The 13,951-nt window shown below is 71.3% G+C and carries 11 protein-coding genes; 8 read left to right on the forward strand and 3 right to left on the reverse strand.

Annotated elements, in window-relative coordinates; all coding sequences use genetic code 11:
- The first annotated feature begins 33 nt into the window (after window positions 1-33).
- A complete protein-coding gene (locus VF584_04195; GenBank protein ID HEX8209368.1) occupies window positions 34-450 on the forward strand; it encodes a BrxA/BrxB family bacilliredoxin in 417 nt (138 codons plus the stop codon).
- Between the two features lie 112 nt (window positions 451-562).
- On the opposite strand, the gene VF584_04200 is transcribed toward VF584_04195, so the two are convergent.
- Window positions 563-970 carry a DUF3568 family protein gene (locus VF584_04200; GenBank protein HEX8209369.1) on the reverse strand — a complete coding sequence of 136 codons (408 nt, stop codon included), beginning with the start codon at window positions 968-970 and terminating at the stop codon, window positions 563-565.
- A 173-nt stretch (window positions 971-1,143) separates the two neighbouring features.
- Between VF584_04200 and polA the strand changes: the two genes are divergently transcribed.
- From polA to VF584_04235, 7 genes are all read left to right on the forward strand, one after another.
- Window positions 1,144-3,915: a DNA polymerase I gene (polA, locus tag VF584_04205; GenBank protein ID HEX8209370.1), complete on the forward strand. Its 2,772-nt coding sequence runs from the start codon at window positions 1,144-1,146 to the stop codon at window positions 3,913-3,915.
- A 219-nt stretch (window positions 3,916-4,134) separates the two neighbouring features.
- Window positions 4,135-5,055 (forward strand): hypothetical protein, encoded by a 921-nt coding sequence (locus tag VF584_04210; protein HEX8209371.1) that lies wholly within the window; start codon window positions 4,135-4,137, stop codon window positions 5,053-5,055.
- A gap of 226 nt (window positions 5,056-5,281) precedes the next feature.
- Entirely contained in the window at window positions 5,282-5,848 is a 567-nt protein-coding gene (locus VF584_04215; GenBank protein HEX8209372.1) for a zinc ribbon domain-containing protein, read from the forward strand.
- Window positions 5,849-5,874: 26 nt separating this feature from the next.
- Window positions 5,875-6,270, forward strand: a complete 396-nt coding sequence (locus tag VF584_04220) for a hypothetical protein (GenBank protein ID HEX8209373.1) — start codon at window positions 5,875-5,877, stop codon at window positions 6,268-6,270.
- Between the two features lie 633 nt (window positions 6,271-6,903).
- The gene (locus VF584_04225) at window positions 6,904-7,389 is read left to right on the forward strand and encodes a hypothetical protein (protein HEX8209374.1); all 486 of its coding nucleotides are present in this window, start codon (window positions 6,904-6,906) and stop codon (window positions 7,387-7,389) included.
- A gap of 90 nt (window positions 7,390-7,479) precedes the next feature.
- The gene (locus VF584_04230) at window positions 7,480-8,301 is read left to right on the forward strand and encodes a hypothetical protein (protein ID HEX8209375.1); all 822 of its coding nucleotides are present in this window, start codon (window positions 7,480-7,482) and stop codon (window positions 8,299-8,301) included.
- 4 nt (window positions 8,302-8,305) lie between these two features.
- Window positions 8,306-11,398 carry a hypothetical protein gene (locus tag VF584_04235; protein ID HEX8209376.1) on the forward strand — a complete coding sequence of 1,031 codons (3,093 nt, stop codon included), beginning with the start codon at window positions 8,306-8,308 and terminating at the stop codon, window positions 11,396-11,398.
- A gap of 95 nt (window positions 11,399-11,493) precedes the next feature.
- Here the strand turns inward: VF584_04235 and VF584_04240 are convergent, their stop codons facing one another.
- Window positions 11,494-12,015, reverse strand: a complete 522-nt coding sequence (locus VF584_04240) for a hypothetical protein (protein ID HEX8209377.1) — start codon at window positions 12,013-12,015, stop codon at window positions 11,494-11,496.
- A 516-nt stretch (window positions 12,016-12,531) separates the two neighbouring features.
- Window positions 12,532-13,923: a M23 family metallopeptidase gene (locus VF584_04245; protein ID HEX8209378.1), complete on the reverse strand. Its 1,392-nt coding sequence runs from the start codon at window positions 13,921-13,923 to the stop codon at window positions 12,532-12,534.
- Between the last annotated feature and the right edge of the window lie 28 nt (window positions 13,924-13,951).

Genomic DNA, 13,951 nt, shown 5'->3' on the forward strand with positions numbered 1-13,951 from the left:
AGTGAACCATCTGTCCAACGAGGAGTCAAAACGATGCCATATCCCGAGATGCTGGTGGCGCCGATGCGCGCGGAGCTGACACGGCTGGGGGTGCAGGAGCTGAAGACGAAGCAGGACGTGGAGCAGACGCTGGGCGACACGCAGGAGGCCACGCTGCTGGTGGTGAACTCGGTGTGCGGATGCGCGGCGCGCAACGCCCGTCCCGCCGTCGCCATGGCGCTGCAGGGCGACAAGAAGCCCGCCAAGCTCGCCACCGTCTTCGCCGGGCAGGACACCGAGGCGACGCAGGTGGCCCGCGGCTACCTCCACGGCTACGCGCCGTCCTCTCCTTCCATCGCCCTGCTCAAGGACGGTGACGTGGCGTTCATGCTGGAGCGCCACCAGATCGAGGGGCGCAGCGCCGACCAGATCGCGGCGGACCTCAAGAACGCGTTCGAGCAGTACTGCTGAAAGAGCCTCACACAGAGGCACAGAGGGCACGGAAAGAGAACGGAGAGAACTGCGTTATGCGGTTCTCTCCGTTCTCTTATGTTCCCCTCCGTGGCTCTGTGTGAGGCGCAGTTTAACGGGTGTTCTGGATGATGCGGAGGATCTGCTGCGCTTCGTCCTTGCTGTAGTCCAGGGCGCCGCGGCGGTACGAGACGGCCACGCGCGTGCTGTTGGTTCCGTTCGCCACGAGCTTGATGTGGGCCACGTTGTCGCCCTGGGTGGCTTCGTACTCGCGCTCGGTGGCGTTGTCTTCGTACGCGGCTTCGGTCATCGTCATGCCGCGGATCTGGAGCGCGGCGCGGGCGCGGCTGTCCACCGTGGCGATGGGGGCGTTGATGGTGGCTTCGGCGTTCTGGTTGACCTGCGTGGCGGCGGCCGCACCCGCGGCGGCCCCGGCGCCCACCGTGGCGGCGGTGCGGCAGCCGTACGCGGCCGGCGCGATCGCCAGCACGAGGGCGAGCCCCAGCATCTGCTTCTTCATGGTACCTTCCTCCTGTGCTGCGTGGATGTTGCCCGTAGCCCGCCTCGCGAGGCGGCGCGCCCCTCCGGTGGCAGGAAGCAAGCCAGCGCTTTTCCCCGCCCGGCCCCCGGCGTACATTGCCGCCGAGCACCGCGCCCCCGCGCGCGAACCGCACATCCCGACCCCGGCCCGCCGTGGACAAGCCCGAAAAAACCCGCCCCCGCCTGTACCTGATCGACGGCTACGCGCTGATCTACCGCGCATTCTTCGCCCTGATCTCGCGCCCGCTGATCTCGTCGAAGGGGGAGAACACCTCGGCGGCGTGGGGGGTCACCAAGTTCCTCATCAAGGTGATCGAGCAGCACGAGCCCGACTACCTGGGGATGGTGTTCGACGCCGGCACCTCGGACCGCCACGTCATCTATCCCGACTACAAGGCCACGCGCGAAAAGATGCCGACGGAGCTGGAGAGCTCGCTGGCGCGCATCCGGCAGATCGTGGAGGCGTTCCGCATCCCCATCCTGGAGCTCCCCGGCTACGAGGCGGACGACGTGATCGGCACGCTGGCGGAGCAGGCGTGCGCGGCGGAGCTGGAGACGGTCATCGTATCGGGCGACAAGGACTTCTACCAGCTGATCCGCCCCGGCGTGTGTCTGCTGAACCCGGGGCGAGGCGGGCCGCAGGCGGTGGACGAGGAGTGGGTGGACACCCGCAACGCGCACGAGCGGCTGGGCGTCTCTCCCGAGCACGTAACGGACTACCTGGGGCTGATCGGCGATGCGTCGGACAACGTGCCGGGGGTGCAGGGGATCGGGCCGAAGACGGCGGTGCAGCTGATCGAGCAATTCGGCGGGATGGACCGCATCCTGGAGCACGTGGACGAGATCAAGGCGAAGCGCGCCCGCGAGGCCCTCATCGCCTCGCGCGACGCGGCGCTCCTCTCCAAGCAGCTCGTCACCATCCGCCGCGACCTGCCGGTGGAGCTGGACGTGGAGGCGCTGCGCCGCAAGGAGCCGGACCGCCCGGCGCTCAAGGAGCTGATGCTGGCGCTGGAGTTCCACACGCTGGTGCGCGACTGGGCCGGCCCCGCCCCCGAGCAGGCGGAGGAGCCGCGCCCCGTGGCCGACTACCAGCTCGTTCAGGAGGTCTCCGAGCTGCACGCCCTGGTGGAGGCCGCCCGCGCCGCGGGCCGCTTCTCGGTGGACACGGAGACGAGCAGCACCGACCCCATGCGCGCCGACCTGGCGGGGATCTCGATCTCCATCGTCCCCGGCGAGGGGTTCTACCTCCCCTTTGGGCACCGCACGCGGTCGCAGGGGGAGCTGGAGGTGGGCGACGTGCCGCCCGAGACCGTCCGCAACCTCCCGCCGCTGCACTCGGACGAGGTGGAGCCGCTTGTCCGGCTGCTGGAGGACCCGACGATCCGCAAGGTGGGGCAGAACCTGAAGTACGACTTCCTCGTCTTCCGCCGCGCCGGGATCGACCTCAGGGGAGTGGACTTTGACACGATGATCGCGAGCTACCTGCTGGAGCCGGGGCGCCGCGAGCACGGGCTGGACTCGCTCGCCCTCCAGCACCTGGACTACAAGACCACCACCTACGACGAGGTCACGGGCAAGGGGAAGGCGCAGATCCCCTTTGCCGAGGTGGAGCTGGAGGCCGCGCGCGACTACGCCTGCGAGGACACGGACATCGCGCTGCAGCTGGCGGAGCGCTTCGGGCCGGAGCTGGAGCGGCTGCACCTGGAGCCTCTGTTCCGCGACATCGAGATGCCGCTGATCGAGGTGCTGGCGGACATGGAGTGGGCCGGCATCCGCATCGACGAGCCCTTCTTCGCGCGGATGAACGAGGAGCTGGTCGGCAAGCTGCGCGAGGTGGAGAGGGAGATCTACGCCGAGGCGGGGACGGAGTTCAACATCGGCAGCAACCTGCAGCTCCGCGAGATCCTCTTCGTGCGGCTGGGGCTCCCCATCATCAAGCGCACCAAGACGGGCGCCTCCACCGACGTGGACGTGCTGCAGGCGCTGGCGGCGCAGGGGCACACCCTTCCCACGCTCCTCATGAAGTACCGCCAGCTCGAAAAGCTGCGCGGCACGTACGTGGAGGCGCTGCCGGTGATGGTGAACCCGGAGACGGGGCGCATCCACACCTCGTTCAACCAGACGGTGGCGGCCACGGGCCGCCTCTCCTCCACCGATCCCAACCTGCAGAACATCCCCATCCGCACGGAGATGGGGGCGGAGATCCGCCGCGGCTTCATCCCCGCCGAGGGGAACGTCTTCGTGTCGGCGGACTACTCGCAGATCGAGCTGCGCATCCTGGCGCACTACTCCGGCGATCCGGCGTTCGTGGAGGCCTTCCGCTCCGGCGCGGACATCCACCGCCAGACCGCCGCCCTCATCTTTGGCGTGCCGCCGGAGGAGGTGACGAAGGAGATGCGCGACCGGGCGAAGACCACCAACTTCGCCATCATCTACGGCATCGGCCCCTTCTCGCTCGCCGGCCGCCTGGGCATCACGCAGGCGGAGGCGAAGACGTTCATCGAGCAGTACTTCGAGCGCTTCCCCGGCGTGCGCCGCTACCTGGACGAGCAGATCGAGTTCGGGCGCTCGCACGGCTACGTGGAGACGATCACGGGCCGCCGCCGCTACATCCCGGAGATCACCTCCCGCAACTTCAACGTGCGGGCCTTCGGCGAGCGCGCGGCGACCAACGCCCCCATCCAGGGCTCGTCCGCGGACCTGATCAAGATCGCCATGATCCGCATCCACGAAGAGCTGAAGCGCGACTCCGGCGGCGCCCGCATGCTCCTGCAGGTGCACGACGAGCTCCTCTTCGAGGTCCCGCAATCCGGCGCCGAAGCGCTCCTTGCCCGCGTGCGCGACCACATGGAGAACGCGATGCAGCTGGACGTGCCGCTGCGGGTGGAGTGGGGGACGGGAACGAATTGGCTGGAAACCAAGTAGGGGAATGGGGAATGGGGGAATGGGGAATGGTGGGATCCGCGCCGCGAGAGATGCCGGGGAATTCCCACGGGTTGGAGCGGCGCCGGATTTTCCCCCATTCCCGATTCCCCATTCCCCATTCCCCCTCCCGTCGCTATCCTGTAAGCCCATCCCCACACCCAAGCACGAGGTCCATGCCATGGCCGGCATTCGCGCACTGAGCGCCCCGGGCGCCCGTCCATGACGGACGGCACACCGACGGACACCGCGCCGCGCCCCTTCATCGTGGGGATCAGCGGCGACTCCGGGAGCGGCAAGAACACGGTGGCGCAGGGGGTCCGCGAGCTGCTGGGGCCAGAGCGCGTCGCTACCCTGGAGCTGGACGACTACCACCGCTTCACCCGCGCCGAGCGCGAGGAGATGGGGCTCACCGCGCTCCACCCCTCCGTGCACAACCTGGGGCTGGTGAGGGAGCACCTGGCGCTCTTCCGCCGCGGCCGCCCCATCCGCAACCGCGCGTACGACCACCGTGACGGCACCTTTGGCCCCCAGCGCGTGGTGGAGCCCAACGAGGTGGTGATCGTCCGCGGGCTGCTGGGCTTCCCCACGGACGACCTGCGGGAGATGTACGACCTGGCCGTCTTCCTCTACCCCGAGCCGGAGCTCCTCTTCCGCTGGAAGCTGCGGCGAGACGTGAAGACGCGCGGCTACACCGAGGCGCAGGTCCTGAAGCACATCGCGCAGCACCTGCTGGACAGCAAGGAGTACGTCCTGCCCCAGGCCGAGCGCGCGGACGTGGTGGTGCGCTACGAGGTGCCGGAGTGGGACGCGCCCGACAGCGAGGTGCGCGCCTCCGTCCTCCTGCGCCGCCACGCCGCCGACGTCATCCGCGGCCAGGGGAAGCTGGAGCGCTTCGGCGGGTACGTGCGGGTGGAGGAGGAAGCGGAGGGCGTGGTGCTGCACGTGGAGAGCGGCCTGGCCGGCGAGGCGCTGGACGCGTGGGCCGGTGAGCGCTTCCCGGACACCTACCGCCCCGAGCTGGTGGGCCGCCACATGGGCGCCGAGGGCGAGATGACGCGCCTCCGGCCGCTGGCCTTTTCGCAGGTGCTGGTCGCCGCCCTCGCCCAGCACCTGCGCCAGCCCGCGGTGGAGGCGGCGTGAGGGCGTGCCCCCTCCCCCCGGCCCCCTCCCCCGCCTGCGGGGGCGCAGGGCGGGTGAGGGGGAGAACTCCGCGTGTTTCGCCAACGTCCCGGTAGGGGCGCGATTTATCGCGCCCACCCTCCGCCCCGCCTCGACCATCGCCCAGCACACCCGGTTCCGTAGGGGCAGACCTGCGTGTCTGCCCGCCCTCTCCCCCGCCTCGACGCCCGCTCCCCGCGCCTCCCGCATGCCCGATCCGCGCCTTCCGACGCCCTCCGAAGATTTCTCTACCGCGCAGGGATTCCAGTTCGCGTTCCGGTGCGCGCGGTGCGGCACGGAATGGAGATCGGAGTTCGAGCGGCACGGGGCGCTGGCGCTGGACAGGGCGCTCGGGGCCGCGGACGAGCTGCTGGGCGGGATGTTCGGGGCGGCGCGCACGGCGATTCACGAGACGCGCGGCCCCGCGTGGGATCGCGGGCACGACGAGGCGCTCGCCCGCGCGGCCGGGGAGGCGCGCCGTCACCTGCACCGGTGCACGCGCTGCGCGGAGGACGTGTGCGCCGCCTGCTGGAGCGAGGACGCGCGGATGTGCACCCCGTGCGCGGTCTCGCCGGAGGCCAGGGTCGCCGCGCCCGCGCCGGAGGTGCCCGCGATGGAGGTGCCGGAGTGCGGTGCGTGCGGAACGCCGGTCAGCGGGGGGCGCTTCTGCCCGGTGTGCAGCGCGCCGCTGAACCTGCCGTGCAACTGCAAGCGATGCGGCGCCGTACTGGCCGCGTCGGCGCGGTTCTGTTCCCACTGCGGCGCGGCTGCGTAGCGCCCCTTTCATTCCAGGAGGTCGAGATGAGCGACGATGTCACCGGGAGCGGCCGGGGTGCGGGCGGCACCGAGGGCGGTGTGGGCGCCTTCCTGCTGGGTGTGGCGATGGCCTCGGCCGGGGCCTACCTCGTCACCAGCCGCGTGGTGGTGACGACGGGGGGATGGCGCCTGTGGGGGGTCAGCGGGTTCGGGATGTCGCTGATTCCGTTCATGGCGGGGGTCGCGCTTCTCTTCTTCAACGGGCGCAACCCGCTGGGGTGGCTCCTGTCGGTGGCGGGGGTCGCCATCATCTTCGCCGGCATCCTGATGAACCTGGACGTCTACTTTCAGCCCACCTCCCTCTTCAGCACCCTGATGATGCTTGGGCTGCTGATGGGCGGCATCGGCCTAATCGCGCGCTCGCTGCGGCCCTGGACGTAGGGCCCTCTCCCCGCTCGTTCCTCGCTGCCCCTCTCCCAAACTGCTGGGAGAGGGGCGGTTTGCGTGTTCGGTGCGCGCGGCGGACGACGCCGCGGCGGCAGGCACGGGCAGCCACGTGGGGCACCCCTACGGGATTGGTGTTTGGGGCATGGGTCGCGTTGGGGGAAGGTTGGGCAGACACGCAGGTCTGCCCCTATCGGTGACGGTGCGAGGGGCGGGCGGCGACGCAGGCCCTGGCACGGGCGCGATAAATCGCGCCCCTACGGGGCATCGGCCACACGCACGGAGTTCTCCCCCTCGCCCGCCCTGCGCCCCCGCAGGCGGGGGAGGGGGCCGGGGGGAGGGGGCCCTCCGCCACCACCGCCCAGTTTCGCGACACAGGTCCAGAAACGCTGTGTCTGCGTGAAAATGGCGCGCCCGGTGCGCCCCTCGTACGGAATGTGGACGACTTGAGCAGCATCCGCAGAGGACGCCCAAACGACACAAGTCGAATACGCACAACGACTTCGCGCAAAACGGCCAAAATGGTACGCTACTCGCCTTAGAGGGCGTCGTAACCCACCGACGTGGATCGCCCCGCCACTCACACGGCGCCCGACCACGCATCACGCTCCATCAATGAGGACGCATCCCATGAACACGAAGACCCTCTCCATCGCCGCGCTCGCCCTTGCCCTCACCGCGGCGGCCGGGGAAGCATCCGCCCAGCAGCAGACCGTGACGTTCTCCATCGACCCGATCAACCAGATGAGCGTATCCGGCAACCCGGGCGCGCTGACCATCAACGCCGCCACCGCCGGGTCGGCCCCGACTTCCGTGAGCGACGCGAGCACCACCTGGGGGATCACCACCAACCAGACCGGCACCAAGGTGACGGCCGCCATCGACCAGGCGATGCCCGCCAACGTGACGCTGCGCGTGAACCTGGCCGCCCCCACCGGCGCCACCAGCGCCGGCGCCGTCGCGCTGGGCACCAGCGGCGCGGACGTGGTGACCGGCATCACCAAGCTGAGCGAGAGCGGAAAGGTGATCACCTACACCCTCTCGGCCACCGCCGCCGCCGACGTGGTGGCGAACGCCAGCCGCACCGTCACCTACACGGTGGTCGCGGGAAGCTGATCCATCCAGACACCGGGCGCGGCGCGGGGAAGATCCCGCGCCGCCCCGTTCCCACCCTCCCCGCTGAACCCTTCCACCGAAGCATTCCAGATGATCAAGCGAAGCCTCGTACTCCTCGGCCTGGGCATCACCGTCTCCGGAGGCCGCCACGCCAGCGCGCAGATCGCCGTCCTGAGCAGCACCGTCGAAGAGCGGAGCGCCGCCGCGGGGGAGAGCTACGAGGGCACCATCCGCGTGCGGAACACCACCGGCATCGCGCAGGAGATCAAGGTCTACCAGACGGACTACGGGTTCCACTCCGACGGGCGCACCGAGTACGGCGACCCGGGAAGCACGCCGCGCTCCAACGCCCGCTGGCTCTCGGTGAGCCCCGCGCGCTTCACGCTCGCCCCTGGCGGCGAGGGGACGGTGAGCTTCCGCGTGGCCGTGCCCGCGGCGCCCGCCCCCGGCCCGCGCGGCTCGTTCTGGAGCCTGGTGATGATGGAGCCGATCGCCGCCGGCTCCGCCGAGTCCGCCCAGCGCCCCGCCGGCCGCAAGCGCGAGGTGTCGATCCAGACGGTCACCCGCTTCGGCGTGCAGGTGGTGACGCACCTGGCGGACGAGGGGGAGCGCACCCTCGCCTTCGCGCCGCCGCGAGCGACGGTGGCGGCGGGGGGCGCGAAGATGCTGGAGGTGGACGTCTCCAACACCGGCGACCGCGCGTACCGCCCCACCCTGCGCCTGGAGCTGTTCACCGCCGACGGCGCCCCGGCCGGGCGGGTGGAGAGCGAGCGCGGGCTGGTGTACCCGGGCACGTCGCTGCGCCAGCGCTTTGACCTGGGACGCATCCCCGCCGGGAGCTACGATGCGCTGGTGGTGGCCGATGCCGGTGAGGACGCCGTCTTCGGCGCGCGCTACAAGGTCACCTTCTAGCACCGTGCCCCTCGCCCGCCCCTTCGCCGCGGCCGCGCTCCTGGCGGCCGCGGCGCTCGCATCCGGCCACGCGCACGCCCAGGTGGCGGTGGAGCGGCGCGATGGGGCGGCGCTCCGCGTGAGCCCCGGCCAGTCCGCGACGGCGGTGTTCCGCGTGAGCAACGCGGGGGTGAAGGGCGTGGTGGTGCAGCCCCGCGCGGCGCTTCCCCGCGGGTGGGCGCCCGTCGCGCCGGAGGGGGATGTGGAGCTGGCGCCGGGTGCGCGCGCCGTCCGCCTGGTGGGCTTCGCCGTGCCGCGCGACGCGCGGGCGGGAAGCTACTTCGTGAAGCTCAGCGTCCGCTCCCCCGCTGATCGCCCCCCGGGGAGCGATTCCGTGCGCGTGGTGGTGGCGGAGCGGCACGCGCTGGCGGTGCGGGTGGCGGAGGCGCCGCGCTTCGCCGTGGCCGGCGAGCCGTACGTCGCCCGCTTCGCCATCGAGAACCGCGGCAACGCGCCCGAGGCCGTCGCGCTGCGCCTGGCGAGCAGCCACGGCGTGGAGGCGCGCATCGACTCCGCCCGCGTCACGCTCGCGCCGGGCGAGGCACGGACGGTCTCGGTGCGGGTGTCGACGCCGCGCGCATCCTCCGCATCCCTTCCCCACCGCCTGGAGGTGCGCGCGCGCTCCACCGGGGACAGCGCGGCCACTGCGTCGGCGGCTTCGGTGGTGGACATCGTGGGGCGCGGCGGGAGCGGGGCGGCGCGCGCGCGCTTTCCGGTGGAGGTGAGGATCCGCAGCGGCGCGGGCGGCTCGCCGGTCCCCGCCGTCTCCGGGTCCGGCACGCTGGTGCGCGGCGGTACGTCGCGCGTGGACTTCCTCTTTCGCCCCGCCGATGCGCAGGGCTCGCTGCTGGGCGATCCGGCCGAGTACCGCCTCCGCTTCACCGCCCGCGGCGTGGACGTGCGGCTCGGCGACGGGGTGTACGCGCTGTCGCCACTCACGCAGCCGGGGCGCTTCGGCGCCGGCGCGGGGGGCACGGTGGCGAAGGGGAGGGTGGAGGCCGGTGGCTTCGTCGTGCGCGATCGGAGCGTCCCCGGGGAGGAGCGGGGCGGGCACGCGCGGCTGGGGATGGGGGGCATCGGATCGCTGGGCGCGCACTACCTCTCGCGCACCGGCCGCGATGCCGGCACGCTCGCCTCCGCGCGCCTGCAGCTCGCCCCGCTGCGCCAGCTCGCGCTCGATGCGGAGCTCGGGAGCGGGAGCGGTCCGGCGGGCTCCGGCGCGGCGCATTCGGTCCTGCTGACGGGAAGCGCCGCCCGCGCCACGCTGTTCATCCGCCACATGATGGCCGGTGTCGCCTACCCCGCCCCCTTTGCCGGCGAGCGGATGGACGAGGCCGGGCTCACCCTGCGCCCCGCCGGCGCGCTGCACCTGACCGGCACGGCGGTGCGCTTCCGCGACGATACCCCGCTCTCCGCCTTCGCCGGCGCCTCGTCGCGCGACCTGCTGGCGGGGAGCATCGGGTATGGCAGCCTGCTCGCCGCCGAGTACCGCCAGGAGCGCCGCGGCGATGACGAGCTCACAGAGACCGTCGCGCTGCGGGGGACGTACCGCGCCGGCCCGCTCTGGTTCTCGCCGCGCGCAGAGGTGGGGACGGTGGAAGGACCCCTCGCGACGGCCCCCTTTCGGCGGCTGGCCGCGCACGGCGGGGTGAACTTCCGGCGCCAGTCGCTCTCCGGCTGGGTGGAGCACTCCACGCGCGACGCGCTCTTCCCCGACCGCGCCGCGCTGCTGGCGAGCCTCTTCGCGACGCTGCGCCCCACTACCGCCACCCGCATCCAGGCGACGCTGCAGGCGAGCCGCGGCGGCGGCCCATGGCGCACCGGGAACGCGGAGCTGGGCGTGTGGCAGGATCTTCCGCGCGGGCACCGGGTGGTGGCGCGCGCCCGCTGGGCTGGCGCAGGCGCGGACGGCGGGCCCCGCCTCCTGCTGGACTACGTGATCCCCGTCGGCGTCCCGGTCGCGCGCGGCGGCGAGACCGGGCGAGTGGCGGGGCGAATCTTCGATGCGGAGAGCGGGCGCGGCGTGACCGGCGTCCCCGTGCGCCTGGGCCGTCAGGTGGTGCTCACCGACCAGCGCGGCGCGTGGAGCTTCGACGGGATCGCCCCCGGCACCCATCCGCTGGAGATCGACCGGCTTGCGGCGGGACTGGAGCGGGTCCCTCTGCGCCCCGTCCCCGCGGAGGTGCAGGTGCGCGGGGGCCGCACGGCGCGCGTCGACGTGTCGCTCGTCCACGCCACGCGCCTGCGCGGCACCATCCGCGTCTTCGACTTCGTGGAGGGCGCCGCCCCTGGATCCGGCCCGCCGCCCACGGTGGAGAGCGGCGGCCTGCGCGACGCCGTCGTCGTCCTCGCCTCCGCGGACGAGACGCACCGCCGCGTGACCGACGCCGCCGGCCGCTTCGAAGTCGCCGACCTGCGCCCCGGCCGCTGGACGCTCGCGGTGGAGCGCGCCGAGCTCCCCGCGCACCACCGCCTGGAGCGCGACTCGCTGGTGCTGGACGTAGCCGGCGGCGCCGCGCCCGAGGTCACGCTGCGCGTCCTCCCCCGCTTCCGCCCCGTCCGCATCATCGCCGGCGGCGAGGTGCGCGCCGGCGCCGCTCCTGTGGCCGCCACCCCGCCCGTCACCGCGCCGCGCGTGGCCCCCGCACCCGTGGCCGCCGCACCGCGCACGCCGGAGCGCCCCGCCGTACCTGCCCCTCCTGCAACGCCGCCCGTTGCGTCCGCCACCCCAGCGCGCGCAGCCGCCCTCGCCCCGCGCCCGGCGCCGCCCGCCGCCACGCGGACACCCGCTCCCCGCGCGGAGGTCGGCTCCTCCGGCTTCTCCGACTGGCCGCACACCACCTACACGGTGCAGCCCGGCGATCGCAGCCTGGTCGACATCGCATTCCTCACTTACCGCGACGGAGCGTTCTGGCCGCGACTCTGGCTCGCCAACCGCCACATCCTCTCGTCGCGCGACCGCATCGTACCGGGCCAGGTGCTCATCGTCCCCGCCCCCGGCCCACTGACGCGCGAGGAGATCGCGGTGCGGCGGCAGTATCAGGCGCGGATGCGTTGAGAAGGGTTCCAGTAGCGTTCGTTCAAGCGCCAAGGGCAGGGCACCTCACGAGGCGCCCTGCCCTTTCTAATCTGCCGTAGCCCCGGTGCGAGGCGTCAGACCTTGCGGATCTCGCGGGCGTTGCTCCACCCCTTGTACCCTTCGCTGTAGCGGTCACACGACGAGGTGTAGTACTGGTACGTGGTGGTCGTGTAGTTCGACGGGATGGGCGAACCGTCGCAGACGTACTCGTACGTCGCCGTGGGAATCTTGATGGTGTTCGTGTTCTTGAAGCTGCTGGAGGTGACGCTGTAGGGATCGCAGTTGTAGCTCCGGCCGTAGCTGGTGATCACCCGGCCGCTCGGGATCGGCGAACTTTCACAGATGGTCTCGGGAGATGCGGGGAGCCCGATCGACATCGCGTTGGGGTAGCTGCCGTACGGCCCGCACGTGTAGTGATTGAAGTACGACAGGATGACGTATCCCGTGGGGACCGTCGATCCCTTGCACACCGTCGACACGTTCGTGGCGAACGACGGTGCGCTTGGCTTGATGGAGCTGGTGGGAGCGCGGTCACACGCGGTGGCCGTGACCACCGCCAGGGTGAGCGCGGAAAGCAAGTACTTTGGCAGGTGCATCGTGACTCTGAGGAACAGGTGGGAGGAGTGAACAACAACGTACTCCCACCATAACCTCCGTTTCTGTTTACGTCAAGAATAATTTTGGAGCATGATCCACTTTGCCGCCGACTCCCCGTAAGAGGGAATTATTGCGTCGCTGTCGCAACAATTGAGCTGATCTCATCTGATGGAGCTGCGGGTGGATTAACACGTGGAGGGGCGCGGACGAGTGTCCGCGCCCCTCCGTGATTCGCGCCCGATCAGCCCCCACGCTTCTGCGCCGCCTGGTTCGCCTTATCAGCGGCGTTCGCCGAATTGTTGTCGTTCTTGACGTTACTCCGGTCGTCGTTCGGTGAGAGCCCGGGTTGACTCCCACCGCGGTCCGGCTTCGGAGCCCCACCGCCCTGTCCACCTGTCGCCTTCGCCATGCTGCCTCCTCTGTGCGGGCGGCGGGGCTCTCCGCAGGCAGTCCGCGGGTGCGCCCCCGCCGCACGCCAAGAGGACAGCACAAATTCGGCCAAATAGCGCTCGCCCCTACCCCCGCATCCACCGCCCATGGTAGAACCGGGTGTAGAACTTCGCCCCTGAGCTATCCTTGAGGTCGAACTGGCCGTCGCCGTTGCCGTAGATGTCGCCGGGGTCGTTGGCGCGGCAGGAGACGCAGCGGAGCTTGGTGGGCCACACGGTGTTGCCGCCGTACGGCTGGCCGTTGTAGGTGAGCGACTCGCCGTAGGCCACGCGCGAGTGCACGTGCTCGTCCCAGGGACCGCCCGTCTTCCCCGCGTAGCCGATGATGGTGTTCATCCCCACCGATGTGCCGCGCGAGACGGCGAGGCTGGTCATGTGCGCCATCAGCGCGCGGTAGGCGCCGTTGCGCACCACCACGTAGTTGCCGAGGGTGTAGTAGCCCTCGCTGTCGTAGTAGTCCCACCCCGCCCACTCCACCGTCCCCTGAATGGCGGAGTACACGTTGGCGTTCTTGTGCGCGGGCCAGTCGTTGGCGTAGTACTGGTTGAGGCGGTCCGTGTAGCACTTGTAGATGTGGTAGTTCTGCCCCCACCAGCTCCCGTAGTTGCCGCTCATGGCGCTCCAGCCGGGGTCGCCGGGGCGCATGTTGTAGTAGGTGCCGGAGTACGTCGTGGTGTAGCCGCTGTAGAACTTGTTGGTGGCGTCCCACACCGTCTGCCAGAAGAAGCCGGACGGCTGCCCGAACTCGCACGCCTGCGCGCTGGCGCGGACCTGCGCGGGGGCGGCGTACTCGGCCAGCGGCGCGATCCCGCCCTCGTTGGATGCGGCGGCGATGCGGGCGGCGTTGGCGCGCGAGCTCTCCAGCAGCACCTCGGGGGGCGGGGCGGCGTTCATCGCGTCGCGCACGGGGACCAGGTTCAGCGACCGGACGGAGCGGGTGGGCGTCTCCAGGCGAAGGTTCTGGAGGAGCATGCGCGCGCGCGCGTCCAGCCCGCGCTCCGTCGTCCACAGGCCGATGCGGTACACGCGCTCCCCGGCCGCCACGTAGACCAGCGAGTACGAGTCGGTGCCGGGAAGCCCGCTGACAACGATCCCCTTCCGTCCGCCCACCATCACCTCGCCGCGGGTGGGGGCGAGGTCGCGGTTGCGCTCCATCAGCGTGGTGACCAGCCCTTCGATCTGCTCGGGGCGCGTCTCGTAGGCCAGCGCCACGCGCATCACCGGGGAGCGCTCGTGGCCGCCCGTCTGCTCGCCCTCGGGGTTGAAGAGGGCGAAGCCGTAGGTGTTGAAGAGCACCGGATCGGACTGCACGCGCCACTCGGCGGGCACGTCGATCGCCACACCCGCCACCGGGTCGCGGACGGTCTGGGTGCGGAGCGGAGCGGGCTCGGGGGCGGTGGGCTGGTCGGCGCAGGCGGCCAGCACGAGGGCGGCGAGCACCAGGGGAAGGGATCTCACGGGCGTCCTCCAGCGGTGGAGCTTGGGG

It is taken from the genome of Longimicrobium sp., assembly GCA_036389135.1.
Lineage (GTDB): Bacteria > Gemmatimonadota > Gemmatimonadetes > Longimicrobiales > Longimicrobiaceae > Longimicrobium.

Coding starts and splice junctions, on each gene's coding strand:
- VF584_04240 (HEX8209377.1), bottom strand. CDS start 12,015: ATGCACCTGCCAAAGTACTTGCTTTCCGCGCTCACCCTGGCGGTGGTC.
- VF584_04210 (HEX8209371.1), top strand. CDS start 4,135: ATGACGGACGGCACACCGACGGACACCGCGCCGCGCCCCTTCATCGTG.
- VF584_04220 (HEX8209373.1), top strand. CDS start 5,875: ATGAGCGACGATGTCACCGGGAGCGGCCGGGGTGCGGGCGGCACCGAG.
- VF584_04200 (HEX8209369.1), bottom strand. CDS start 970: ATGAAGAAGCAGATGCTGGGGCTCGCCCTCGTGCTGGCGATCGCGCCG.
- VF584_04225 (HEX8209374.1), top strand. CDS start 6,904: ATGAACACGAAGACCCTCTCCATCGCCGCGCTCGCCCTTGCCCTCACC.
- VF584_04215 (HEX8209372.1), top strand. CDS start 5,282: ATGCCCGATCCGCGCCTTCCGACGCCCTCCGAAGATTTCTCTACCGCG.
- VF584_04230 (HEX8209375.1), top strand. CDS start 7,480: ATGATCAAGCGAAGCCTCGTACTCCTCGGCCTGGGCATCACCGTCTCC.
- VF584_04195 (HEX8209368.1), top strand. CDS start 34: ATGCCATATCCCGAGATGCTGGTGGCGCCGATGCGCGCGGAGCTGACA.